The organism is Curtobacterium sp. 260 (assembly GCF_030803485.1).
Lineage (GTDB): Bacteria > Actinomycetota > Actinomycetes > Actinomycetales > Microbacteriaceae > Curtobacterium.
On the sequence record NZ_JAURUY010000001.1, the window covers coordinates 102,378 to 126,981 of the forward strand.

Annotated in this window: 22 protein-coding genes; 12 read left to right on the forward strand and 10 right to left on the reverse strand. The window is 72.7% G+C overall.

Annotated features, from left to right (window positions below):
* Positions 1–2 precede the first annotated feature (2 nt).
* Together J2X59_RS00445 and J2X59_RS00450 are read left to right on the forward strand one after the other, a co-directional pair.
* Positions 3–1,262, forward strand: a complete 1,260-nt coding sequence (locus tag J2X59_RS00445; RefSeq protein ID WP_326495319.1) for an FAD-binding protein — start codon at positions 3–5, stop codon at positions 1,260–1,262.
* A 210-nt stretch (positions 1,263–1,472) separates the two neighbouring features.
* A complete protein-coding gene (locus J2X59_RS00450; RefSeq protein ID WP_326495320.1) occupies positions 1,473–2,423 on the forward strand; it encodes a cation-transporting ATPase in 951 nt (316 codons plus the stop codon).
* An 18-nt stretch (positions 2,424–2,441) separates the two neighbouring features.
* Here the strand turns inward: J2X59_RS00450 and J2X59_RS00455 are convergent, their stop codons facing one another.
* On the reverse strand, positions 2,442–3,398 hold the full coding sequence (locus J2X59_RS00455; RefSeq protein WP_326495321.1) for an ArsR/SmtB family transcription factor: 957 nt from the start codon (positions 3,396–3,398) through the stop codon (positions 2,442–2,444).
* A gap of 56 nt (positions 3,399–3,454) precedes the next feature.
* Between J2X59_RS00455 and J2X59_RS00460 the strand changes: the two genes are divergently transcribed.
* The 5 genes from J2X59_RS00460 to J2X59_RS00480 all read left to right on the forward strand — a co-directional run bounded on the left by J2X59_RS00460 (position 3,455) and on the right by J2X59_RS00480 (position 10,341).
* Positions 3,455–4,735, forward strand: a complete 1,281-nt coding sequence (locus J2X59_RS00460; protein WP_326495322.1) for an MFS transporter — start codon at positions 3,455–3,457, stop codon at positions 4,733–4,735.
* 347 nt (positions 4,736–5,082) lie between these two features.
* On the forward strand, positions 5,083–6,750 hold the full coding sequence (locus J2X59_RS00465) for an ABC transporter substrate-binding protein (protein ID WP_209685711.1): 1,668 nt from the start codon (positions 5,083–5,085) through the stop codon (positions 6,748–6,750).
* Positions 6,747–8,411 (forward strand): ABC transporter ATP-binding protein, encoded by a 1,665-nt coding sequence (locus tag J2X59_RS00470; RefSeq protein ID WP_326495323.1) that lies wholly within the window; start codon positions 6,747–6,749, stop codon positions 8,409–8,411. Before J2X59_RS00465 ends, J2X59_RS00470 begins: the two co-directional genes overlap by 4 nt.
* Positions 8,408–9,346 (forward strand): ABC transporter permease, encoded by a 939-nt coding sequence (locus J2X59_RS00475; protein WP_326495324.1) that lies wholly within the window; start codon positions 8,408–8,410, stop codon positions 9,344–9,346. Before J2X59_RS00470 ends, J2X59_RS00475 begins: the two co-directional genes overlap by 4 nt.
* Complete coding sequence (locus J2X59_RS00480) at positions 9,343–10,341, forward strand: ABC transporter permease (protein WP_326495325.1); 999 nt, start codon at positions 9,343–9,345, stop codon at positions 10,339–10,341. The genes J2X59_RS00475 and J2X59_RS00480 overlap by 4 nt, the downstream gene beginning before the upstream one ends.
* A gap of 122 nt (positions 10,342–10,463) precedes the next feature.
* On the opposite strand, the gene J2X59_RS00485 is transcribed toward J2X59_RS00480, so the two are convergent.
* The 4 genes from J2X59_RS00485 to J2X59_RS00500 form a co-directional block, all read right to left on the reverse strand.
* Positions 10,464–10,928 (reverse strand): DUF2087 domain-containing protein, encoded by a 465-nt coding sequence (locus tag J2X59_RS00485; protein ID WP_326495326.1) that lies wholly within the window; start codon positions 10,926–10,928, stop codon positions 10,464–10,466.
* Positions 10,928–12,244, reverse strand: coding sequence for a GNAT family N-acetyltransferase (locus J2X59_RS00490; RefSeq protein ID WP_326495327.1), 1,317 nt, complete (start codon positions 12,242–12,244; stop codon positions 10,928–10,930). The genes J2X59_RS00485 and J2X59_RS00490 overlap by 1 nt, the downstream gene beginning before the upstream one ends.
* Before the next feature lie 196 nt (positions 12,245–12,440).
* Positions 12,441–13,946: a cryptochrome/photolyase family protein gene (locus J2X59_RS00495; RefSeq protein WP_326495328.1), complete on the reverse strand. Its 1,506-nt coding sequence runs from the start codon at positions 13,944–13,946 to the stop codon at positions 12,441–12,443.
* A gap of 218 nt (positions 13,947–14,164) precedes the next feature.
* Positions 14,165–15,934, reverse strand: coding sequence for a hypothetical protein (locus J2X59_RS00500; protein ID WP_326495329.1), 1,770 nt, complete (start codon positions 15,932–15,934; stop codon positions 14,165–14,167).
* Between the two features lie 191 nt (positions 15,935–16,125).
* Here J2X59_RS00500 and J2X59_RS00505 point away from each other — a divergent pair, with 191 nt between their 5' ends.
* Positions 16,126–17,010: an aminoglycoside phosphotransferase family protein gene (locus J2X59_RS00505; protein WP_326495330.1), complete on the forward strand. Its 885-nt coding sequence runs from the start codon at positions 16,126–16,128 to the stop codon at positions 17,008–17,010.
* 12 nt (positions 17,011–17,022) lie between these two features.
* Here the strand turns inward: J2X59_RS00505 and J2X59_RS00510 are convergent, their stop codons facing one another.
* Positions 17,023–17,577 carry a TetR/AcrR family transcriptional regulator gene (locus J2X59_RS00510; protein WP_326495331.1) on the reverse strand — a complete coding sequence of 185 codons (555 nt, stop codon included), beginning with the start codon at positions 17,575–17,577 and terminating at the stop codon, positions 17,023–17,025.
* Positions 17,578–17,645: 68 nt separating this feature from the next.
* Between J2X59_RS00510 and J2X59_RS00515 the strand changes: the two genes are divergently transcribed.
* On the forward strand, positions 17,646–18,386 hold the full coding sequence (locus J2X59_RS00515) for a hypothetical protein (protein WP_326495332.1): 741 nt from the start codon (positions 17,646–17,648) through the stop codon (positions 18,384–18,386).
* A gap of 57 nt (positions 18,387–18,443) precedes the next feature.
* Here J2X59_RS00515 and J2X59_RS00520 read toward each other — a convergent pair whose 3' ends face one another.
* Positions 18,444–19,307 (reverse strand): NAD(P)H-binding protein, encoded by an 864-nt coding sequence (locus J2X59_RS00520; RefSeq protein WP_326495333.1) that lies wholly within the window; start codon positions 19,305–19,307, stop codon positions 18,444–18,446.
* An 85-nt stretch (positions 19,308–19,392) separates the two neighbouring features.
* Here J2X59_RS00520 and J2X59_RS00525 point away from each other — a divergent pair, with 85 nt between their 5' ends.
* Positions 19,393–20,151 carry a TetR/AcrR family transcriptional regulator gene (locus tag J2X59_RS00525; protein WP_326495334.1) on the forward strand — a complete coding sequence of 253 codons (759 nt, stop codon included), beginning with the start codon at positions 19,393–19,395 and terminating at the stop codon, positions 20,149–20,151.
* Positions 20,152–20,176: 25 nt separating this feature from the next.
* Here the strand turns inward: J2X59_RS00525 and J2X59_RS00530 are convergent, their stop codons facing one another.
* Positions 20,177–20,719: a hypothetical protein gene (locus tag J2X59_RS00530; protein WP_326495335.1), complete on the reverse strand. Its 543-nt coding sequence runs from the start codon at positions 20,717–20,719 to the stop codon at positions 20,177–20,179.
* Positions 20,720–20,818: 99 nt separating this feature from the next.
* On the opposite strand from J2X59_RS00530, the gene pnuC reads away from it, so the two are divergent.
* Positions 20,819–21,484 (forward strand): nicotinamide riboside transporter PnuC, encoded by a 666-nt coding sequence (gene pnuC, locus J2X59_RS00535; protein WP_326495336.1) that lies wholly within the window; start codon positions 20,819–20,821, stop codon positions 21,482–21,484.
* A gap of 74 nt (positions 21,485–21,558) precedes the next feature.
* Positions 21,559–22,191, forward strand: coding sequence for a TetR/AcrR family transcriptional regulator (locus tag J2X59_RS00540; protein ID WP_209684953.1), 633 nt, complete (start codon positions 21,559–21,561; stop codon positions 22,189–22,191).
* A 64-nt stretch (positions 22,192–22,255) separates the two neighbouring features.
* On the opposite strand, the gene J2X59_RS00545 is transcribed toward J2X59_RS00540, so the two are convergent.
* Positions 22,256–23,482 carry an ABC transporter permease gene (locus J2X59_RS00545; protein ID WP_326495337.1) on the reverse strand — a complete coding sequence of 409 codons (1,227 nt, stop codon included), beginning with the start codon at positions 23,480–23,482 and terminating at the stop codon, positions 22,256–22,258.
* The gene (locus J2X59_RS00550) at positions 23,479–24,447 is read right to left on the reverse strand and encodes an ABC transporter ATP-binding protein (protein WP_326495338.1); all 969 of its coding nucleotides are present in this window, start codon (positions 24,445–24,447) and stop codon (positions 23,479–23,481) included. The genes J2X59_RS00545 and J2X59_RS00550 overlap by 4 nt, the downstream gene beginning before the upstream one ends.
* Between the last annotated feature and the right edge of the window lie 157 nt (positions 24,448–24,604).

Sequence of the window (24,604 nt, forward strand, 5' to 3'; positions counted from 1 at the left end):
CCGTGGCCGCGACGACGCGCACCAACTGGGCGGGGAACGTCACCTACCGCGCCTCCGCGCTCGACCGCCCCACCTCGGTCGCGGCGGTCCAGCAGCTCGTCGCGGCCACACCGCGCCTGACGGCGCTCGGCTCGACGCACTCGTTCAACGAGATCGCCGACACCGACGCCGTCCAGGTCACGCTCGCCGGCCTCCCGCCGGTGCTCGAGGTCGACGCCGACCGGCGCGTGGTGCGGGTCGCCGCCGGCATGACGCACGCACAGGTGGCGGCCGGCCTGGAGGCTCGTGGCTGGGCCCTCGCGAACCTCGCCTCCCTGCCGCACATCTCGGTCGCCGGCGCGGTCGCCACCGGCACGCACGGCTCCGGCGTCCGCAACCCGTCGCTCGCGCAGGCGGTGGTCGGGCTCGAGGTCGTCCGGGCCTCCGGCGACGTCGTCCGGGTCGACGCGTCGTCGCCGGACGGCGCCCTCGACGCGCACCGGGTGGCACTCGGTGCGCTCGGCGTCGTCACCGCGGTCGAGCTCGCGATCGAGCCGACGTTCCAGGTGGCCACGACCGTGCACCTCGACCTGCCGTGGGACGCCGTCCTCGAGCACGTCGACCGGGTGGTGTCGGACGCGTACTCGGTGTCCTTGTTCACCTCGTTCGACGACCGCGGTGCCCGACAGGTCTGGACGAAGCACCGCGTCGACGAACCTGCACCGTCGGTCGACCTCGTCGCGCTCGGTGCCCGTCGGGCGGACGGGCCCGTGCACCCGGGGGAGAACGACGCCGCGAGCGTCACCGAGCAGGGCGGGGTCCCCGGGCCGTGGGCCGAGCGGTTGCCGCACTTCCGGTCGACCTTCGAGCCGTCCACCGGTGCCGAGATCCAGGCGGAGTACCTGGTCCCCGCAGAGCACGCCGTCGCCGCGCTCGATGCGCTGCGCCCGCTCGAGCCGCTCTTCGCGCCGCTGCTCATCGCGGCCGAGGTCCGGACGATCGCCGCCGACACGGCATGGCTGGCGCCCTCGTCGGGACGGCAGTCGGTCGGGCTGCACTTCACCTTCCGACGGGACGCCGAGGCCGTGGCTGCCGCCGTCGAGCGGATCGAGGAGGTCCTCGCGCCCTTCGATCCCCGCCCGCACTGGGGCAAGGTCTCCGCCGCGAGCGTCGAACGCCTGCGTGAGGCGTACCCGCGCCTCGACGACTTCGCGGCGCTCGCGCGGGACCTCGACCCGTCCGGGCGGTTCCGCAACGCGTTCCTGGCGCGCCTGCTGTCCTGACGCGCCTGCCGGGTGCCGGGTGCCGGGCGCGGTTCCGAACCAGGCTCCCGACACCGAACCAGGTACTGCGGCTGGTTCGATGTCGGGATCGTGGTTCGACGCGAGCGTGCCGCGGCCGGTGTCGCGCTCCCAGCGCTCTCGGACCTGATCGGGGGGTGGCGCACTGCTCCGTCGCTGAGTGCTCACATGTGTGATCACAAAGGTTGGGGCATGGCGAACCTGAACCGGATCCTCGGCATGGCCTCGAAGGTCATCGACAAGCAGATGCAGAAGCAGCGCGCGCAGGGGAACGCCGCAGCCGGCCACCAGCAGAACCCGCACGGCACCGGGGGCGGGACCGACTGGCGTGACATCGTCCGGACTGCCGCGGACAAGCTGACGGGCGACGACCGGTCGCGACAGCAGCGGCCGGGCCAGCAGCAGCCGGGACAGCAGCAGTACGGGCAGCAGCAGCCGGGACAGCAGCAGTACGGGCAGCCGCAGCAACAGTACGGTCGGCCCGAGCAGCACCCGGGGCAGCCGCAGGCGCACGGCGGGCACGCCGACGCCGACAAGGTCGCCCTGGCGAAGTACGACTACCTGCTGCGGACGGCGAACCCGGACCAGATCGAGCAGGTGCACCACGACGCCTTCGCCCGGCTCACCCCGGCGCAGCGGCAGCAGGTGCGGGACCGGTTGAACTCGGAGCTCCCGCCGCACGAGCACCTCCGGGACGACTCGTCCGGCGGCATGGCACGGGCGATGACCCGCGGCGAGATGTCCCGACCCGGGCTCATCCGCCGTGTGCTCGGCGGCTCCGGACGACCGGGCAGCGGCAGGGGCGGCGCCTTCGCCGGCGGTGCTGCCGTCGGCGCCGGTGCGGTGGCGCTCGGTGGTCTCGCGGTGGCGGTCGCCGGAGGAGCGGTGGTGAGCGCAGCGGCGGCACCCGTGCTGGCCGGCGCGGCCGACCTCGGTGTCGACTTCGAGGGCATCGCCTCGGGCATGAGCGACCTCGGTCTCGCGGATCTGGGCGGCGGCGTCGAGGGCTTCGCTGCCGAGGGCGAGCAGTTCCTGGGCGGACTGGGCGAGCAGGCGTCCGGCCTCGGCGAGCAGGCGTCCGGTCTGGGGGAGCAGGCGTCGAACCTGGGCAACGACTTCCTCGGTGGGCTGTTCGACCGGTGACGCCCGACGGCGACGCGCTCACTCCCGTCGGACGAGCGCGTCGCCGACGGTGCTGCGGTAGTACAGCACCGCGCGGCCGTACCGCGTCCGGTTGAGCAGCCCGCCCCGTTCCATCACCCGCAGGTGCTGGTTGACGGCCGAGGTCGAGACGCCGAACCGCATCGCGAGGTCGGTCGACGACGCAGGCTCGCCGAGCGCGTCGAGGAGCGCGGCCCGCGTGCCCCCGAGCAGGTCGCGGACGGCGCCGGCGTCGGGGTGTGACGCGGTCGACCACATCGCGCCCTGCCCCCGCGCCGGGTACATGACGGTCGGGGGCATGTCGTCGTCGATCGGCGTCGACGCGCGGACGACGAACACCGACGGGACGAGCGTCAGCCCCGCACCCTGCACCGGGCGGTCGCGCGCGATCGGGCTGCTCAACCGGACGTCGACGTGTCGGCCGTCGAAGCGCACCGACTCGGACAGCCCGCCGAGCACCGCGCCGACGCCCTCGTGCGCGGCGATCCGGCCGCGGTGCGTCACGTCGGCCTGCAGCACGCGGCGCATCCGCGGCCAGTACGGTGCGAAGCAGAGCTCCCACGTCGTGGCGAGCGCCCGGACGAGTCGGTCGACGACGTCCTCGTGGCGCCCGACGAACACGTCCGGCACGGTGCCGTGCACCCGCTCGAGGTCGGTCCGGAGCCGGGAGGGGGAGATCCGACCGAGGGCCCGGAGCTCGTCGTCGAACGACCCCAGCGGGGACTCCGGACGGGGGTTGACGAAGTCCGCGACCCACCGGCGCTCGTCGACCAGGGCGGCGAGGACAGGGCGGTCGAGGACGGGCAGCACGCCGGCGATGCGCTCGAGCCACGGCCGCTGCAAGGGGTACCGCTCGGGTGCTCGGAAGGCGCGCAGCCCGAGGCCGAGCTCCGACAGCGGCGAGATGCCGAACCGCACCGCCGAGACGTCGGAGGGCTCGAGTCGGTAGCGGATCATGAAGCCTGACGCTACATCCGTTCTGGTCCGCACCGCGCTGCTGCGAGAACAGGACCGTGAGCACCACGGCGCAACCGGTCCCCATCCGCACCCTGGTCCGACAGGACCCGACGCTCCGACGTCTGCTCACGGTCACGTTGGTGGACACCCTCGGGCGCGGTGCCTTCTTCACGCTCACCTCGCTGTACCTCATCACGATCGTCGGGCTCCCGGCCGTCGCGGTCGGTCTCGGCCTCACGGTCGCCGGCGCGGTCGGCGTCGCCGCGTCGCTCGTGTTCGGGCACCTCGCGGACCGGTTCAGCGCGCGACGGATGCTCGTCTGGCTGCACCTGGTGCAGGGGCTCGCGCTCATCAGCTACGTGCTCGTGCACGACCTGCCGACGCTCGTCGTGACGGCGTCCGTCGTGACCCTCGCGCAGCAGGGCGGCAGCGCCGTCCGCAGCGCCGTGGTCGGCCGGGCGTTCCCGGGCACCGAGCGGGTCCGCGTCCGGGCGACCATGCGCACGGTCACGAACGTCGGCATCGGCGTGGGGACGGCGCTCGCCGCGGTCCCGCTCGCGATCGGCACCGGCGAGGCCTACCGCGTGACGATGGTGCTCTCCGGCGCGCTGTTCCTGGCGTCGGCGGTCCTCGTCGCGGGTCTGTCGGCGGCGCGCGTCGACGCGGCTCCCGCGGACCGTACGGACACCGGCACGATCGTGCGTCGGGAACCCGCCGGCCGGAGCCCCTACCGCGACGTGCGGTTCCTCGCCGTCACTGCACTGACGGGACTGTTCGGCATGCAGTTCGGCCTGTTCGAGGTCGGGGTGCCGATCTGGGTCGTGCAGCACACCGTCACCCCGGACGTGCTCGTCTCGCCGCTGCTGCTCGTGAACACCGTGATCGTCGTCCTGCTGCAGGTCCGGCTGAGCCGCGGGACGGACACCGTCGCGGGAGCGGGCCGGGTGATGCGGCACGCGGGGTGGGTCATGGCGGTCGCCTGCGGCCTGTGGGCCGCCGCCGGGTGGGTCCGCGGGGACGACTGGGCGGCGGCTGCGACCGCGACCGCCGTGCTCGTCCTCGCGGCCGTCGCACACTCGCTCGCGGAGATCACGTCGAGTGCGGCGGGGTGGGCGCTGAGCTTCGAGCTCGCACCGGCGGACCGGATCGGTGCGTACCAGGGCGTGTACGGCACCGGGTACGCGGTCGCAGCGATGATCGCGCCCACCGTGGTGACCCTCACCGCCGTCGACCTCGGGACCGCCGGCTGGGCGATCCTCGCCGTCGTGTTCCTCGGCTCGGCGCTCGGGGTCGGAGCGATCGCCGGCCGAGCCGCGGGGACGACGGTCGCGGCCTGACGGGGCCGCGCCGTGAGGACGACGGTCACGGCCTGACGGGGCCGCGCCGCGCCTCCCGACCGGTGTCCGTCGTCGCCGTCCGTCGGGCGTGACCGGACGCCCTGCGCGCCGCGGGAATACGCTCGAGCCGCAGGCGTTGTGCTGTTGCGTCGTGCAATGTTGCGTTGCATGTCGTCCGGACCACGCGAGCGTTCGGGTCCGCGCACCGACCGGTGCCACCATGGACCGCCCGGCCACCCGAACCGGGACGGACACCCCGTCCACCACGACGACGCTGGCCGCAGCAGACCGGACCTCCGGTCGGCGGCGCTCGACACCCCCACCCCCCCCACGAGGAGCAGCACACCATGCACCGCCCCAAGCGCTTGACGATCACCGCGGCCGTCGCCGCCGCCGCAGCCCTCGTGCTGACCGGCTGCTCGGGTGGCGGCGCGTCGGACGACGCGTCCACCGGCACGAGCAAGGGGGGCACGCTCGACATCCTCACCGCGCAGACCGCGCTGCACTGGGACCCGGCGACGAGCCAGAGCCTCGGCATCACCTCGATGGGCCTGGTCGCCCGCCGCCTGACCACGTGGGACGTCCAGCCCGGGAAGACCGCGAAGGTCGTCCCCGACCTGGCGACCACCACGGGTGAGTCGAGCAACGGCGGCAGGACCTGGACCTACACGCTCAAGGACGGCCTGAAGTTCCAGGACGGCACGCCGATCACCACGAAGGACATCAAGTGGGGGATCGAGCGGTCCTTCGCGCCGAACCTCACCGGCGGCCTGAGCTACCACAAGTCCCTGCTGGTCGGCGGCTCCGACTACCAGGGCCCGTTCGAGGGGAAGACGCTCGACAGCATCGAGACCCCCGACGACAAGACCATCGTCTTCACGCTCGACGCCCCGTACGGCGACTGGCCGTGGCTCGCGTCGATGCCGGCGTTCGCGCCCGTGCCCGAGGGTGAGGGCAAGGACACCGGCGCGTACGACGCGAAGCCCGTGTCGAGCGGCCCGTACCAGATCGAGTCGAACACGCAGGGCTCGCAGGTGACGCTCGTCCGGAACAAGGAGTGGAGCGCGAAGACCGACGCGATCCGCACGGCCGGTCCGTCGAAGATCGTCTTCAAGGAGAGCCAGGACGCGTCGACCACGACGCAGAGCCTGATCGCCGACAACGGTGACGCGAAGAACGCCTTCGGTGCGCAGTTCCTCGGTGCCGCCGAGCTCAACCAGGTGCGCGCCAACCCCGCTGCGCAGGACCGCCTCGCGACGAGCAAGGCCGGCCCGATCACCTACATGGCGATCAACACGCAGCGCGGGGCGCTCAAGGACCTGAAGGTCCGCCAGGCGCTGCAGTACGCCGTCGACCGCAAGTCGTTCCGCATCGCTGCCGGCGGCGCGCTCGCCGGCGAGTACGCATCGACGCTCGTGACGCCGGGCATCGCCGGACGCCAGGACTACGACCTGTACGAGACCGGCGCGACGGGCGACGTCGACAAGGCGAAGGCGCTGCTGCAGGACGCCGGTGCCGAGGACCTGAAGCTCACGCTGGTGACGCAGAACGACCCGACCTACCTGTCCCAGGCGCAGGCCCTGCAGGCGGGCCTGAAGCGCGCCGGCATCACGGTCACGCTCAAGCCGCTCGACTACGACTCGTTCACCCAGGCGACGACGAACGGCACCGACTTCGACCTCTCGCTGTCGAGCTGGCAGCCGGACTTCCCGAGCGCGAACGCCAACATCCAGCCGCTCTACGACTCGTCGGAGATCGGTGGGGGCGGGTACAACGTCTCGAAGTACAGCAACCCCGAGGTCGACGCCCTCATCGCGAAGGCGACCGGCACGGTCGACCAGTCCGAGGCGCAGGAGCTGTGGGCGCAGGCGGACCGGCGGATCATGGAGGACGCACCCGTGGTCCCGCTGATCTACGCGAAGCAGTCCTTCCTGGCCGGGTCGAACGTCGAGAACTTCCGCATCGCGGACTTCCCGGCCTACCCGAACTACCTCAAGGTCTCGCTCTCGCAGTGAGTGCACCGCTGCTCGAGGTCGAGGGGCTCCGCGTCGCGTTCGGCGACGCGGAGCCCGTCGTCCGTGACGTCTCCTTCACCCTGACGCCCGGCCGGGTGCTCGCGCTCGTCGGCGAGTCCGGTTCGGGCAAGTCCGTCAGCGCGATGAGCGTGCTCGGACTCCTGCCACCCTCCGCCCGTGTGTCGGGCAGCGCCCGGTTCCGCGGGACCGAGCTCATCGGCGCCTCCGTGGACGAGCTGCGCGCCGTCCGTGGTGCGGGCATCGGGGTCGTGTTCCAGGAACCGATGAACTCGTTCACCCCCGTGCTGGCGATCGGCACGCAGATCGCCGAGGCCGTGCGGGCGCACCCGACCGACCTGGACCGGGCGGGCGTCTCCGCCCGCGTCGACGAGCTGCTCCGGGCTGCCGGGCTGCCGGACCCGGCCCGGATCCGGAAGGCCTACCCGCACGAGCTGTCCGGCGGGCAGCTCCAGCGGACGATGATCGCGATGGCGCTCGCGGGAGACCCCGTCGCGTTGTTCGCCGACGAGCCGACGACCGCACTCGACGTGACGGTCCAGGCCGGGATCCTCGACCTGCTTCGTCGGCTCGGTCGCGAGCGCGACCTCGCCGTCCTGCTCATCACCCACGACATGGGTGTGGTCGCGGACGTCGCCGATGAGGTGCTGGTGATGCGCCGCGGTGACCCCGTCGAGCACGGAGCGGTCGCCGACGTCTTCGCGCACCCGGAGGCCGACTACACGCGCGAGCTCCTCGCCGCGGTCCCCGCCCTGGAGGCACACCCCGCGTCCGCACCGTCGGCCGCGGCCGGGTCCGGGGCTGGGTCTCGTGCCTCCCGGCCATCACCCGCGGTCGCGCGCCTGCGCGACGTCGCCGTGCGCTACGCACGCCGCGGCGACCCCACGGTGCACGGGATCGACCTCGAACTCACGGCCGGTCGGACGCTCGGCCTGGTGGGGGAGTCGGGGTCCGGCAAGTCGACCATCGGCCGCGCGCTCGCCGGACTCGTCCCCGTCGTGGACGGCTCGGTCGAGGTGGACGGCAACGACCTGCGCACCGCACGCGGGAAGCGACTGCGCGAGCTCCGCAGCCGCGTGGGCATCGTCTTCCAGGACCCGGCGTCGTCGCTGAACCCGCGACAGACCATCGGCTGGAGCATCGCCGAACCGCTGCTCGTGCACGGCGAGGGCACACCGGCCTCGCGCGCCGACCGCGCCCGCGAGCTCCTGTCCGCGGTGCAGCTCGACCCGTCGTGGACCGAACGGTTCCCGCACCAGCTGTCGGGCGGCCAGCGGCAGCGCGTCGCCGTCGCCCGGGCACTGGCGCTCCGACCGGCGCTGGTGATCGCCGACGAGCCGACCAGCGCCCTCGACGTCACCGTGCAGGCCGCCGTGCTCGACCTGCTCGCGGACCTGCAGGACGAGTTCGGCTTCGGCATGCTGCTCATCAGCCACGACCTGGCCGTCGTGCGCCAGCTCGCCGACGACGTCGTCGTGCTGCACGACGGCCGCATCGTCGAGCGCGGCGCGACCTCCGCCGTGCTCGACCACCCGCAGCAGGACTACACGCGCATGCTGCTCGCGGCGGCCCCGGTCGCCGATCCCGCGCGACAGGCCGCCCGCCGCGAGGCCTGGCGTGCCTGGGAAGGAGTGGTCTCGTGACCGCGAACGTCGTCGACCGGCCCGTCTCCACGTCGGCCGGTCGGACCACCGGGTTCCGCGCCGTGGTGCGCCGGGTCCGTCAGGACCGCTGGGCCGTGGCCGCCGCGATCGTCATCGCGGTGTTCGTCGTCGTGGCGATCGCCGCACCGCTCATCGCCGCCGCCACCGGGCAGAACCCGTACAGCTACGACGTCGACGCACTGAACGACTTCGGGGCTCCCCGCGGTGCTGCCGGCGGCGTGAGCGGCGAGCACTGGTTCGGCGTCGAGCCGCTGACCGGGCGGGACCTGTTCGCCATCGTGACCTACGGCGCACGGACCTCGCTCGGCATCGGGCTCGCCGCGACCGCGATGTCGATCGTGATCGGGGTGCTCGTCGGTGTCACCACCGGGTTCCTCGGCGGCTGGTACGACCGGGTGCTGTCGCGCGTGGTCGACGTGATCTTCGGGTTCCCGTCCCTGGTCTTCATGATCGCGCTCACCGCGGTCGTGCCGACGTCGTTCCCGAAGCCGCTGCTCGTCGTGCTCGTGATCGGGTTCTTCGGGTGGCCCTCCGTCGCCCGTGTCGTGCGCGGGCAGACGCTCTCGCTCGTGAGCCGGAACTACGTCGTCGCCTCGACCGCGATGGGTGCGGGGCGCTGGCACGTCATCCGCAAGCAGCTCCTGCCGAACCTCGCCGCGACGATCACCGTCTACGCGACCATCTCGATCCCGTCGATGATCGGCGCCGAGGCCGCGCTGTCCTTCCTGGCCGTCGGGGTGAACCCGCCGACGCCGTCGTGGGGCCGCAGCATCGGCGACGCGATCGGCTGGGTGCAGACCGATCCGATGTACCTCGTCTTCCCCGGAGCCGCACTGTTCCTCATCACCCTGGCCTTCAACGTGCTCGGTGACGCCCTGCGCGACGCCCTCGACCCGCGCGGGGGCGACCGATGAGCACCGTCCGCTTCCTGGCCGTCCGGATCCTCGGCGCCGTCGTCGTGCTGTTCGTCGTCGCGGCGATCACCTACGCGCTGTTCATGCTGCTGCCCACGAACCCGGCCCGGGCGATCTGCGACAAGCCGTGCACGCCCGAGCGGCTCGCTGACGTGCAGGCGTTCCTCGGCACCGACAAGCCATGGTTCGCGCAGTTCGGGGCGTACCTCGCCGGCATCTTCGCCGGTCGCACCTTCGGTTCCGGGGCCTCCACGATCACGTGCGCGGCACCGTGCTTCGGGTACTCGTTCCAGCTGCACGACAGCGTCACGAACCTCATCGCGTCGCGCCTGCCCGTGACCGCGTCGATCGCCGTCGGGGCGGCCGTGCTGTGGCTCGTCGCCGGTGTGGCGGGCGGCACGGTGTCCGCGCTCAAGCGGGGGACGCTGGCCGACCGCGCCGTCATGACGGTCGCCGTCGCCGGGGTGTCCTCGCCCGCGTACCTGATCGGGCTGCTCGCGATCCTGCTGTTCGGGTTCACCCTCGGCTGGCTGCCCACGAGCGGGTACGTGCCGTTCGTCGAGGACCCGGTCGGGTGGGTGACGCACCTGGTGCTGCCGTGGTGCGTGCTCGCCTTCATCAGCGCGGCCATCTACGCGCGCCTGACCCGCGGCGAGATGCTCGAGTCGATGTCGCAGGACTTCGTCCTGACCGCGCGTGCGAAGGGCCTGCGGGAGCGGCAGGTCGTCGTGCGGCACGGACTCCGGACCGCGATCCTGCCCGTGGTGACGCTGTTCGGGCTCGACCTCGGGTCGCTGCTCGGCGGCGCGGTCATCACCGAGAAGGTCTTCTCGATGCAGGGCCTCGGAGCGCTGCTCATCGATGCGGTGCACACCCTCGACCTGCAGGTGGTCGTCGGCTTCACGGTGTTCTCGGCGCTGCTCATCGTCACCGCGAACGTGATCGTGGACGTCGTCTACGCGTTCGTCGACCCACGGGTGCGTCGCCGGGCCTAGGGCGAGGCCCGCTCGGCCGGCAGCTCGGGCCCGCGACGCGCAACGTCGGCGACCGCTCGCAGCGGTACAGCGCTGCGAGGAGTCGCCGACGGTGCGTTCTGCGGAAGGGGCCCCGCCGGTCGTCAGCGGGTGAAGCGGTAGGCCGCGCCGTCGTCGGTCCGCTCGAGCACACCGAGGTCGACCGCGTCGCGTCGCACGATCGCGACGTCGGCGCAGAACATCGCGATCGCCGCGTTGAGCTCGCGCTCCGACACCGGACGCGCTCGACCGAGGCGATCCCCGACGATGCCGACGATGCGCACCGACAGCGGGTGCCGCTGGTCCTCCGGCGCGGGCATGCGCTCGATCCGCCCGAACTCGAGCAGCGCCGCTGTGCCCTGCAACCGCTGCAGGTCCTTCGTCGTCCGTCCGAGCACGGCGCTGTCCGGTCCGTCGTCGCCCAGCCAGTCGAACGCCGCCACGGACGCCGCGGTCCGGTCGTCGAGCGTCCCGCCACCGACCACCGCGGCGCGGAGCGTCGGGGAGGCCAGCACGGCCACGGCCTGCCGCGCACGTCCGATCGACGTGGTGAGCTCGCCGTCCGGCATCAGAAGTACGTGATCCCGTGCGGCGTTCGGGCCGGCGTGAGCATCGCCCGGAGCAGCGCGGGCGCCGCCGGGTCCGCCGCACGGACGAGTCCGGCCGCGGCGAGGGTGACCGGGGACACCGAGCCGATGAGCACCGCGCCGAGGTCCGCCACGTCGAGCCGCAGGTCGGCCTCGCCGTCGTCACCGTCGGACAGGCGCGTCACCGTGCCCTGCCCGTCGGTGACGTCGAGCCGGTAGGTGCCCGACGCGAACCCCATCGCGTCGGAGACGGCGAGCGTCACCGAACCGTCGACCGCGTACGGCCGGCTGCTGAGCACCGCCGGCACGTCGAGCACCCGGAGCCAGACGTGGTCCTCCTCGTGCTCGACGTCGTAGGCGCGGTTGTCGCCGAGGGCCGCGACGATCGGGTCGTCGAGCCGCGAGCGGCTGTACTGCACCACGTCGTTCAGGTCGATCGAGAGCAGGAACTCCCAGAGCGACAGGTACGCGGCATCGTTCGCGTAGACCAGGTCGACGATCTCGAGGACGGTGTCGCCCTTGCCCTCCTTCACGCGCCAGGTCACGTAGCCGTCGACCTCGTCGGAGTCGTCGGGGCGGTGCACCGCGGCGCGGACGTCCTTCGCGGGCTGGCCCTCGCCGTCGCGGAGCCCGAACACGATCGGCCACGTGCCGGCGTTCCGGACCATCGAGCCCGGGGTGCGTGCGTCGAACCGGTCGAACACGGCGCGCCCGGTGCCCTCGGCGAGCCACTCCGGCGTGACGACCGCGACGGTGCCGGTGGTCGGCGCGAGCAGCGGCAGTGCCCGCTCGCGGCGGACGGTCACCGCCCGCTCACGGATCGCGCAGCCGAAGCCGAAGCGGCGGTAGATGGTGCCCTCGGACGCGGTGAGGGACGCGACGGCGTAGCCCTCGGCGATGCCGCGCTCGAGCGCGTGCGTCATCATCCGGCGGAGGATCCCGCGCCGACGCTCGGTCGGTCGGACCGTCACGGCCGAGATCGCCTGCGTGTCGATCGCGGCGCCCTCGGCCCACGTCAGGCGCTTGCGGAACCACGTGAAGGTCCCGGCCGGCCACGTCTCGTCGACCGAGCCCGGGAACGGGTCGCGCAGGTACACGCCGAGGAACGTCTCCTGGTCCTCCAGGAAGTGCGACGCCATCCGCGCGGCACCCTCGGCGTTGGGGTGGGCTTCGTGGAACCCGAACCCGACGGCGCGCATCCACGCCTCGGTCTCCGGCGTCGGCGCCCCCTCGGCGTCGGTCGTCGGCGCGAACTCGCGCAGGTCGTAGCGGTCGTCGAATGCGTCGTTGCTGGCCACGAGCCGACCCTACCGGTGCGCTCCACGCGGGCGCCTCCCTCGCGCGGTGGAGCAGCAACCGTCGGGTGGGCGGTGGCGCCCCGACCGTTCCTGCCCACCGACGCAACCGGGCGACCGGGTGGCGGACGGGAGGCGCGTGGTGGCGCCGCCACAGGCCTCCCGTCCGACGCCTGGTCACGACGGGACGCGTGGCCGGTCAGGGCGTGCCGCGCCGCGCCTCCTGGTCCACCACCTCGTCGAGGTCCGCCAGCTTCCGCATCTGCTGCAGCGGCCGCGCCATCCGGTTGTTCTCCCGCAGCGCGGGCTCGGTGCGCGACAGGAACGCCCAGTAGCCGGCGGTGAAGGGACACGCGTCCTCGCCGAGCCGCTTGGTCGGGTCGTAGCGGCACCCGCCGCAGTGGTCCGACATCCGGTCGATGTAGCGGCCACCGGAGGCGTACGGCTTCGTCGCGACCATCCCGCCGTCCGCGTGCTGCGACATCCCGATGATGTTCGCGGGCATCACCCACTCGGTGCCGTCGACGAACACGTCGGTGAACCACTCCGTCAGGTGGACCGGGTCGTAGCCCCGCTGCAGGGCCCAGTTGCCGAGCACCATGAGCCGTTGGATGTGGTGCAGCCAGCCGTGGTCGTGCAGGCCCTCCATCGCGGTGGACAGGCAGACCGCGTCGATCTCGGACGCGTCGAGCTCCTGCCACCAGCGGGGGAGCCGCTCGTGTGCGCCGAGGGCGTTCTCCTCGGCGCCGTAGTCGTCGCCGAACCACCAGTAGAGGTGCCAGACGTAGTCGCGCCAGCCTGCGACCTGGCGGACGAAGCCCTCGACGCTCGCGAGCGGGGCGTCGTGGTCGCGGTGCGCGGTGAGGGCTGCCTCGACGACCTCGAGAGGATCGAGCACGCCGAGGTTCATCGGCACGCTGAGCAACGAGTGCGCCATCGTCCAGTCGTTCGTCAGCGTGGCGTCCTCGAACGGCCCGAAGTCCCCGAGCCGGACCTGCACGAAGTCGTCGAGGGCCTGCCGGGCCTCGTCGGCGGTCACGGCGAAGCGGCGTGTGTCGTCCCTGCCGACGAAGCGGACGTCGCCGTCGTGTTCCCAGCGGTCGAGGTCGTGGCGGACCTCGTCGTCGATCTCGTCCTCGGTCGGCCACCACGGATCGGGCAGCCCGAGCGTGGTCGCTCCCCTGGGCGGTGGTTCCCGGTTCTGGTCGTCGAGGCTGAACTTCCCGCCGACGGGCTCGTCCGAGTGCATGAGCCAGCCCTCGCGGCGGCGGACCCGCTCGTAGTGGGTCTCCATCCGGAAGCGTCCGGTGCGCTCGGCGGCCCACTCGGCGAACTCGGCCTCGTCGGTGATGAAGCCGCGGCTCGGCAGGATCTCGGTGCCCCTGCCCCAGTGCCGGACCTGCGCGCGCAGGGTGCGGGAGGGTGGGTCGACCACGTCGAGGTCGTCCCGGCCGACCAGGGCGTCCTTGAGGCCCTCGACCTGCACGTGCTCGGCCCGGTCGCCGAGCTCCCGCACCCGGTGGCGGAGGGCGCTCAGCCAGAGGTGTGCCTTCGCACGGTGCATCGGTCGGGCGGTGAAGAACTCGCGCGCCTCGACCACCAGCGCGGGGCCGCCGTCGTCGAACAGCGGTCCGTACTGCCCCGGCAGGACGAGCCGGGTGCGGTCGGTGCTGCCGGCGTCGGTGCTGCCGTGGTCGGGTGCCATGCCCGGACGCTACCGGCGGCGTGTGACGCCCGGCTGACGGCGCGTGTGCCCCGACGTCGGCGTCGGCGGCCAGGGCTGGCCCGGCGGCCGCGTTCCGGTCGCACGACGTGCCGCTCGTGTTCGGCGGGCGCGGCAGGTCGTGCGACCGGAACGTGCCGCCGGCGGCACGTCGTGCAACCGAGGGCCGTCGACGGCCCCGTCGCGGCAGGCCGGCCCGGTCAGTTGTACGACGCGAGCCGGTTCGGCGCCGTGTTGCCCGCCGGCGTCGGTACCGCCCCGCCGACCCCGTTGATGACGCTCGAGATCGTGCCCGTGTCACCGAGCGACACCGTCACGAGCCCGTGCGCCCGGATCCCCGCGCCCGTCGGCGTCTCGAACGCCCGGTCTGCGTGCACGGAGGGGTTCGTGTTGAAGAAGCAGTAGACACCACCGCCCCAGATCTCGTGGTTCGACACCCCCGACGCGACCTTGTACGCCGCGTACCCGGCCCCGGTCGGGCTCTGCCACGATGCGTTGTCCGGCACGTCGTACGGCATCTCGTTCTGGAAGAAGATCGTCCGACCCCGGTTGCCGTTCCACAGCACCTCGTACCGCTGGTAGTGCTCGACGAACAACCCGGTCGCCAGGACGTCGTCCCCGTTCACCTCGACACCCGTGGCGCCGGTGTTGACGTTCCACCCCGTGGCCGCTCCGCCGTGGTCGGCTCGCCACGCCCAGATGTGGTCGACCAGCGTGTCGTCCGCGTTGACCTGCAGCGTCGTCGACGCCTTGCCCTGGATGCTCGACCCGACGCGGAAGAACACGTCCTGGATGCTCTGCGGATCGGCCGCGTGGTCGGCGTGCGAGCCGCCGGTGCCGAGTCGGACGAGCTGCGCGCTGTTCGTCGTGCCCGCATCGACCACGAGGTTCGAGACGTTCACACCCGAGACGTCCGAGCTGGTGAGGACCGCGTTGCCCTTCGTCGGCACGAGCGTCGGGAAGCCGACGCCCGTGACGACGGTGTCCGGACGCGTGACGTTCAGCGCGGCGTCCAGCTGGTACGTGCCCGGGGTGAAGAACAGGTTCAGCCCCTGCGCCAGCGCGCTGTTGATCGTCGCCGCGCTGTCACCGGGGTGTGCGACGTAGAAGTTCCGCATCGGGATGTCGGTCCCCGGCGTGTTCGGCCACGTCACCCCGGTGGAGTTCGTCCGCAGCGACGGCACGAACACGTGGTACTTGTTCGACGAGTCGATGTACAGGTACGGCTTCTCACGCGTCACCGGCGTGGTCGACAGCGTGGTCCAGCTCTTCGAGAAGTCGTTCGCGGGAGCGCCCTGCACCCCCGAGAACACCATGTTCCAGTTCCCGCCCTGCCAGCTGCCGAGCGAGGAGTTCCGGGTGTACCACTGCTGCTGGGACCCGCTGGTGACGGTGCCGTCGACCTTCGAGTCGGCGATGTACCCACCGGACGAGTAGCCCTGACCGCCGTCCTGGTTGGACGGCCCCATCGTCAGGTTCCCCTTGACGTGGACCCGCCGCATCGGTGCGGCCTGCGACACCGCCCAGCGGTCGGTGCCGCCCTCGGGGACGACCGACAGGTTCTCCGCCGACCGCCAGAAGTTCTGCGTCGCGTTCTTCTCGTCACCGGCGTTCCACCCGGAGTCGACGTTGATCGCACCGGTGATCGTGACGTCGTCCGGGTTCTTGCCGAGGCCGGCGACGGACGTGTAGAAGCCGAGGTTCGCCCAGAGCCGACCGTAGCTGCCCGGCTTGAAGAGGAAGGCGTACCGCTGCGAGCCGAACTGCGCCGTGCTGCTGCGGAGCTGCGAGTCGAACGCCGCGTCCACGTCGGCCTGGATGGTCGAGGTCGGTGTCGACGGGCTGTAGACCTTGACGTTGCTGCCGAGGTCCGGGGTGTCGCTGGTCGGCACGGCTGCCTGTGCCTGCACGGCCGGCGCGAGGGCGCCGACCAGTCCGACCGCCGTGATCGTCGCGAGGAGCGTGCTCATCCGTCGTTGCATGATGCTCGATTCGTCGTCGGACGGCCCCGTTGCCGCCCGCAACAGACGGTAGACCCGCCCGGACGCCGCGGCAGTCGGTGCTGCGGCGGACAAGTGCGTACCCCGTTCGGGGGTCGGACGGGAGGCCCGTATCGCCCTCGCCCCGCCACCCCCGTCCCGGCGCTCGGTACGCTCCGAGCATGTGGACGAACGAGCAGGACTGGCGTGCGTCCGTCCCGCGTCTGCTCGCCCGGGCGGTCGAGCGCTGGGACCTGCACCCGGGCGAGCCGTACGCGGGCGGCAGCGTCTCGCACGTCGTCCGAGTGCGGCTCCCCGACGGCGGCGATGCCGTCCTCAAGCTGTCCCTGCCGCACCGCGAGGCCGAGCACGAGGCAGCAGCGCTCGCGTGGTGGGACGGTGCCGGCGCGGTCCGCCTGCTCGCCGTGGACCCGGACGACCCCTTCGTGCTGCTGCTCGAGCGCTGCCACCCCGGCACCCGCCTCGTGCAGTGCGACGACGTGCCGGCCGAGGAGCGCCTGCGTACCGCGGGTGGTCTGCTCACGCGGCTCTGGGCGACCGGGATCCCGGACGACCACCCGTTCGAGTCCGTCGCCGACGTCGCCGCGGAGTGGGCGGCGCTCGCCGATGCCCGGATACTCGAACTCGCGCCTCCGTTCGACCCCGGACTCGTGCGCCGCGGCACCGATCTGCTCCGCACCCTGCCCCGCGGCGCCCCACGGTCGGTGGTCGTGCACGGGGACGCGAACCCCGGCAACGTGCTCGCGGCGGGCCGGGAGCCGTGGCTCGTCATCGACCCGAAGCCGATGGTCGGCGACCCGGCCTACGACCTGAGCCCGGTGCTCGTGCAGGTCGGCGACCCCTTCCGCACGGGCGACCCCCTGCGCGCCGTCCGGCACCGGGTCGCCGTGCTGTCGGACACGACCGGCCAGTCCCCGGACCGCATCGCCGCCTGGTGCACGGCGCGGCTGGTCGAGTCCGCCCTCTGGTCGGTGAGCAGGGGAGCGCTCGGCGACGGTGTCGACGCGATGGCCCGTGCTGCGGTGGTCGACGGGCTCGGCGCCTGACCACCGCGGGGTTCACCTCCGCGGGAGCCCGGCGACGTAGGCCGTGAGCACCGCGTTCGGATCGACGGCGGCGACCGCGCCGACCCGGTAGAGCAGCAGGGCGTCGACGACCCCGACGAGGTCCCGTGCGGAGCCGTCCGGGTCCACGACGCCGATGCCGTCGAGCAGGGTCCGTGCCGCTCGGACGAGGTCGTCACGCACCGGGTCGGCGCCGGTCAGGGGAGCACGCAGTCCGGGGTCGTCGCGCAGTTCGACGAGGAGCGCGAGCCGGGCGGCCTGTGCATCGCCGCGAGCAGCGAGTGCGTCGAGGAACCCGGTGGCGACCGCGACGACCGAGGCGTCGTCCGGGTCCTCCGGCAGTCGGAGTCCGGCGACGTCGGACGCCAGCTGCTCGGTGATCCGCGCCGCCACCAGCGCGAGCAGTGCGTGCCGGGTCGACGCGTAGTACGTCGTCGACCCGGGCGGGACCCCTGCCTCGGTGTCGACGCCGCGGTGGGTGAGCGACCGCGCGCCGCCGCGCGCCACGAGACGGACCGCCGCGTCGGCGAGGTCGTCGCGTCGTCCCATGGCTTCCCCTCTCGGCCAGGACATCGTACTGTTCTCTACATCTGTAGAGGATCGATCGGGAGGGTGTGGTGCGCGCAGTCGTCGTCGGCGGGGGAGCATCGGGTCGAGCGATCGGAGCGGCGATCGCCGCGCGGGGCTGGGCGGTGCAGGTGTCGTCGCGGCGGACGGGGTTCGACGTCCTGCGCGACGACGTCGCGGCTGTGCTCGGGGGCGCCGACGTGGTGGTCGAGGCCACCGGTCGCTTCACGACGAGCCGCCGACGAGCCACCGACTTCTTCGTCCGGTCGACCACCGCGGTCGGTTCGGCTGCCGCAGCGGTCGGGGCGCGGCACGTCCTGCTCTCGGTCCTCGGGTGCGAGCGTCCGGAGGTGCAGGGGTACGGCTACTTCGCCGGCAAGGCAGCGCAGGAACGGGCCGCCGCGACGACCGGTGCCGAACTGTCGGTGGTGCGCTCGACGCAGTGGCACGAGTTCGCGGAGCAGAACGCCGAGCGTTTCGGTGTCGGTCGCGTCGCGCTGGTCCCGGCGATGACGATCGCTCCCGTGGCGCTGACCGCGGTGGCCGCCGTCGTGGCGGAGGTCGTCTCGGGTGAGCGCAGGGAGCGTCGCGTCGAGGTCGCCGGGCCGCGGCGGACGACACTGCTGGCGATGACGGAGTCGCTGCCCGCTCCCGGTGTCCGTGCGCTGCCGCTCCGCATCCCCGGTCGGCTGGGGCGCGCGTTCCGCGACGGTGCGCTCCTGCCGGACGTGGGTACGGAGGTGGTCGGACCGTCCTTCGACGAGTGGCTCACCGCGCGGTCGCGCCACTGATGCCGGTCGGCCGGGGCGTCGCGCTCGCGGCAGGCCGACCGGCACGACGGCGTCCGCTCAGCGCGTGCCGGCGACGACGGCGTCGAGTGCGTCGTCCGCAGACCTCGGCTCGCGGCCGAGCAGCGTCCGGAGGGTCGGGTCCGTCCCTGCGAACCACCCTCCGGCCGCTGCCTCGTACATGCCGAGCAGGAACCGGACCATGCGTTCGTCCTGCCCCGCCGCGACGGCGCCGTCGACCCACTGTTCCGCGTCGACGAGCCGGAAGCCGACGTCGCGACCGACGCGCGCGGCCAGCCGGTCCGTGAGCTCCCCGAAGGTCGGTGCCGCGGTCGCGGTGATGGTCACCGGCCCCTCGGCCGGCGTCTCCTGCAGCAGCAGGGCGGCAGCCGCCTCGGCTGCGTCCTCGCGGGCGGTCCAGGACACCGGTCCGTCTGCCGGCAGGGCGACCGTCCCCGTCTCCGGCCACGGCCCCAGCAGCCACTGCAGGCTGTGGGCGTAGAAGCCGTTCCGGAGCGAGGTCCACCGGAGGCCCGACTCGGCGAGCAGGTCCTCGGTGGCGGCGTGGTGCTGTGCCGGCACGAACGGGGACGCCGCTCCCGCGCCCTGGTGGCTCGTGTAGAAGACCTCTCCGACGCCGGCGCTCGCCGCGGCCTGCACGGCGTTCCGGTGCTGCCGGACGGTGTCCCCTCCGGGGTCGTTCGACGAGACGAGCAGCAGGCGGTCCGAGCCGGCGAAGGCCTCGACCAGGCCCGCCGGGTCGTCGTAGTCGCCGTGACGCACCGTCACGCCGCGCTCGGCGAACCGCGCGGCGCGTGCGGGGTCCCGTGTCACCACCGTGAGGCGGGATGCCGGGAGGTGGTCGAGGAGGTGGTCGGCGGTGGCGCCGTTGAGTGCGCCGGTCGCTCCGGTGATCGTGATCATGGTGGCCTCGTTCGTGTTATCGGTGGAAACACGAGAACCGTAGCGCTGGTTTTCGGTGGAAGCAAGCACCTGTTAGCGTTGATCCGTGACCAGTACCGCACCGGCGATCGACTCCCGTCGCGACGTCCGCGAGCGCATCGTGGTCGGCGCTGCGGAGCTCCTCCACGACGGCGGTGTCGACGCGGTGACGACGCGAGCGGTCGCCGCAAGAGCAGGAGTGCAGGCGCCCACGATCTACCGGCTCTTCGGGGACAAGGACGGACTGCTCGACGCGGTCGCCGAGCACGTCATGACGGTGTTCAGCGCCGAGAAGGCCGCGATGGTCGACGCCGCCGGAGCGGACGGGACGGACCCGGTCGAGGCGCTCCGCGCGGGATGGGACGCGACCATCGCCTTCGGGCTCGCCAACCCCGACCTGTTCGTCATCATGAGCGACCCGCGTCGCGGGCGAGGGTCACCCGCCGTGGCGGCCGGGCTGCGTGTGCTCGAGGAACGATTGCGACGGGTCGCGGCGGCCGGACGTCTCCTCGTCGGGGCGTCGGAGGCGGTCCGGCTGGTGCACGCGGCCGGTACCGGTGCCGTGCTCGCGATCCTGGGCGAACCGGAGGGCCGACGCGACCCTGCCCTGGCCGAGACGGTCTGGGCCGCGGTCGAGGCGCAGGTCGTCGTCCCCGAGCGCGACGTCGTCGCCGGTCCCGACCGGGCGCTCCGCACCGCGGCGTCGACCCTGCGCGCCGGCGTCGAGGAACTCGACCGACTGACGGCAGCCGAGCGCGCTGTCCTGGCGGAGTGGCTCGACCGCGTGGCGGCGGGGCGTCGGGAGTCCGACTCCGGAGGAGCCTGACCCTCCGACCCGCGTCGGACGCAGCTCAGTCGGTCGCGCCCCTCGGCGGGTCCACGAGCAGCGCGACCCGGTCCCGCAGGTAGTCCTCGAGCGGCACGACGGTCCCGGAGGTGGGGGACCAGCGGACGACCGGTTCGCCGTCGACCACGGCGAGCACACCGTCGGCCCCGACGAGCGAGTCGTCGAGCGGGATCGGCACCGCCCCGTGGTTGACCGTGTCGCCCGCGGCGAAGTGCCCCTTCGCCGCGGCCGCCCGGTAGGCGCGGCGCACCTCGGCGGAGACCGAGACGAACTGCTGGCGTCCGGGGTCGGTCACGCGGGTGATCCGCCCGGTCGCCCAGACCTCACCGGCGGTCTCGGAGGACGACCCGAGCAGCAGGGCTCCGAGGCGCCAGACCCGGCCGAGCGAGCGGATCGTCGGCTCCCGACGGATCCCGAGGACCGCACGGGGCTCGACGTACTCGCCGAGGGCCTCGTCGCGGACGCCCGCTCCCCGCAGGCGCGCGGCCGCGTGGTCGAGCAGGGTCTGCGCTCGCCGCACCGCGTCCTCCACGAGCCCGTCCGTCACGCTGCCCGAGCCTAGACCGGCACGTCACACGGGGTCGCGCGGCCGGAGGAATGTGCCCGCTGCCCGTACGGTTGCACGGTCTCGGAACGAGGAGGGCCCATGGGCATCGTGCGGTGGTTGTTCGACGCGCAGCTCGTCATCGGCGACCAGACCGTGCTCTGGCGCGAGGTGATCGGCAACGTGTTCGGGCTGCTCAGTGCGCTCGGCGGGATGCGTCGCAGGGTCTGGGCGTGGCCGGTGGGGATCCTCGGGAACGCCCTGCTCTTCACGGTGTTCATGGGTGCGCTCTTCGACACCCCGAACCCGGTGAACCTGCTCGGCCAAGCCGGCCGACAGGTCATGTTCATCGTCGTCAGCGTCTACGGGTGGTACCGGTGGACGCACCGCGCGGACGAGGCGACGACCGTCGTCGAGCCGCGGTGGGCCTCCTGGTCGACCCGGGGGCTGCTGGTGGTGGCGCTGGTGGGCGGCACCGCCGTCCTGACGCCCGTGTTCCGGGCCCTCGGCTCGTACGAGCCGGTCTGGAGCGACGCCTGGATCTTCGTCGGGTCCGTGCTGGCGACGTACGGCATGGCGAAGGGCTGGGTCGAGTTCTGGCTGATCTGGGTCGCGGTCGACCTGGTCGGGGTGCCGCTGCTCTTCTCGGCCGGCTACTACGCGTCCGGGCTCATGTACGTCTTCTACGGCGCCTTCACCCTGACCGGGTTCTTCGTCTGGGTACAGCAGGGGCGCAAGCCCTCGGCGGCGCCGGTGACGGTGGGCTGACGCGCTCGACAGGTGTTGCCTGACCCCCGCACTGGGTGGAGACACGCCGGGGCCGGGTGCGGTGGACTGTCGGGATGGCAGACATGCACGGCGGGTCCGTCGAGGACGACGCGTCGCTGGCCGAGCGGATCGTGCGCGGGGCGATCCGGGCCTACCGGCTGCACCCGTTCCACGAGGTCGACGCCGGTACGGTCGCCGAGACCTGCGGCGTGGACCGCACGGTCGTCGACCGGCTCTTCCCGACCTGGGACGGACTGCTCCTGGTGGTCTACGACCGCTGGCTGCAGCTCCGCGGATCCCGCCGGTCGTCGGTGCCGCGGTGCACGCTCGAGCACGTGCGGATGACCCTGGCCGAGGACGTCGCCGACCCCGGTCTCGTCCGGGTGCTCGCGGGCGTCGTGACCCTCGCCGCGTCCGAACGGGACTTCGCCGGCTTCTTCCGCAAGCGCTTCGAGGAGTACGTCGAGGAGCTCACCGTCGGGCTGCAGCGCGACGTCGACGCCGGTCTGGAGACCATCGGCATCCCCGCCCACCAGGCCGCGACCCAGTTGCTCGCGGTCTACGAGGGACTCCAGCTGCAGATGCTCGTCCGGCCGTACCTCGACGTCCTGGTCGAGTACGACCGTGCCGTGCACACGCTCCGGCACGGCTGGCGTGAGCCCGAAGCCGTGGCCTGGGACGTGGACGAGGCGCTCGTCCGCGGCTGACCCACGAGCGGTGCCGCCGTCGACACCCGTCGGCCCGTCGACGACCCGCGTTCGTCGGACCGCGTCAGCGTGCCCGGGCTCGGCCCCGGCGCCAGCCGGCGATCTGCCGCACCGTGACCTTCGACCCGTACTGCGCCACCGAGTGGCGGAACAGGTACTCGGCGAACCAGAGCAGCACCGCGGCCACGGCGAACACCTCGACGATGCAGACGACGGACTCGACGACGGACAGCGATCCGACGGCGTTCCGGACCATGGCGGTGATCGGCGTGAAGGTGGGGAAGTACGTGAAGAACGCCGCCACCGGCGACGACGGCGTCGTCATCACGAAGAACGCCGCGTAGAGCGGGATGATCAGGGCGAAGATCGCGGCGGACTGCAGCGTCGAGGCGTCCTTGATCGAGGGCACCGCAGCGCCGACGGCGACGAAGAGCCCGCAGGCGAGCAGCACCCCGCCGACGAGCAGCAGCGCACCGACGACCATCCGCCACGGGTCCACCGTCAGGCCGCCGAGCCGCGACGCGACGAGGGGCAGTGCGACCAGGGCGACCGCGAGCCCCGGCAGCACGACGACCCCGACCTGCACGAGCCCGACGAGCAACATGGCGAGGACCTTGCCCCGGATCAGGTCACCGGCCGTCACCGCGGTCAGGATCATCTCGGAGATGCGGTTCTCCTTCTCCTCGACGACCACCGTCACCATGCGGGTCGCGAGCAGGATCACGATGCCGAAGAACGCGAGGGCGTAGAGCAGCGGCGGGACGATCGACAGCCAGCCCGGTGCGACGCGGCCGTCGGCGTACGTGGTCAGGTCGGTCGACGGCGGGGCGCGGAGGAGCGCGACGGCCTCGTCGTCACCGACCGAGGCCGCGACGCTGCGTTCGAGCACCCGCTCGGCGAGCGAGGAGTAGCCACCGTTCTCGAACAGTCCTCGGTCGGCGCCATCCAGCCGGATCGCCTGCGCCGACGGCTTCTCCGGGTACTCGACGAAGAGCTCGAGCGTGCCCGCCCGGACGGCCGCGCGGTCGGCGGCCGGGTCGTCGGACGGCGACCCGCCCCACTCGGCCGCGATCCGCGCCGACACCAGGCCCGAGTGGTCGACGTACCGGAACGAGGTCTTCGCCGCCGAGGCGCTCGACGAGATCGAGTCGGAGCCGGCCGCCTGTCCGACGCCGACGAGCACCGAGACCAGGACGACGACGATCGGGAGCGCGAGGGTGCCGATCCAGAACGCGGGCTTCTTGACGGCGCGGACGAACTCGAAGCGGACGACCGTCCCGAGCCGGCTCACGCCACCGCCCCGCTCGCGGTGGTGTGCTGCGTCGACGCCCGTCCGGCCGGCGCCTGGTCGGCCCCGGCGTCGTGGCCGTAGACCTGGACGAAGATCTCGTCGAGCGGGATGCGGCGCATCTCGAACGCGGTCACGTGCGCACCTGCGCCGATGAGCGCGGCGAGGATGTCCGACCCGTCCACCGCGGCTGCCTCGGTGGGCACCAGGTGGGCGACGTGACCCTCGTGCCGAGCGAGGCGGTACAGGGGAGAACGGGGGACCGTGCCGGTGAGCTGCACCCGGGCGACGGCGCCACCGAAGGCGTCCTGCACGTCGGGGATGCTGCCGTACGCGGCTGCCCGGCCGTCCTTGAGCAGCAGGATGCGGTCGCAGAGGCGCTCGACCTCGTCCATGTGGTGCGTGACGAGGACCACGGTCGCGCCGTCCGCCTTCCGCTCGTCGACCAGGTCGAGGAGCAGCCGACGGTTGACCGGGTCGAGCCCCTTCGTCGGTTCGTCGAGGATGAGCAGGCGCGGTCGGTCCATGATCGTGATGCCGAGCTGCACCTTCTGCTGCTGCCCGCCGGACAGCTTGTCGACACGGAGCTTCGCGCGGCCGGCGAGCCCGACGCGCTCGAGGTACTCGGTGCTCCATGCCGCGGCCTCGGTGCGGCGGAGGCCCCGCAGCGTGCCGAAGTAGGTCATGACGTCGAGCACGGACTCCTTGCGGTACAGCCCGCGCTCCTCGGGCAGGTACCCGATGCCGCCGGTCGCGGGTCGGTACGGTGCGCCGTCGACGAGCAGGGTGCCGGAGGTCGGCGTCGTGATGCCGAGCAGGGCCCGGATCGTGGTGGTCTTGCCCGAACCGTTGCTGCCGAGCAGCCCGAAGGTCTCGCCGGGGGCCACGTCGAACGACAGCCCGTCGACGACGTCCCGGTCCCCGAAGCGCATGACGAGGTCCCGCACGCTGATGCTCGCGCCGCTCATGCTGCCGACCCTACCGGCGACGAATGAGTCCATCGTGCTTGCGGTGGGAGGACGATCCGCTCGTAGGAGGACGGAGCTCCGGGCCTCCTACGAGCGATTCGCCCTCCTTCGCGCGGAACGGCCCCTGACGGACGGGAGGCGCGGTGCCTGCCTGCAC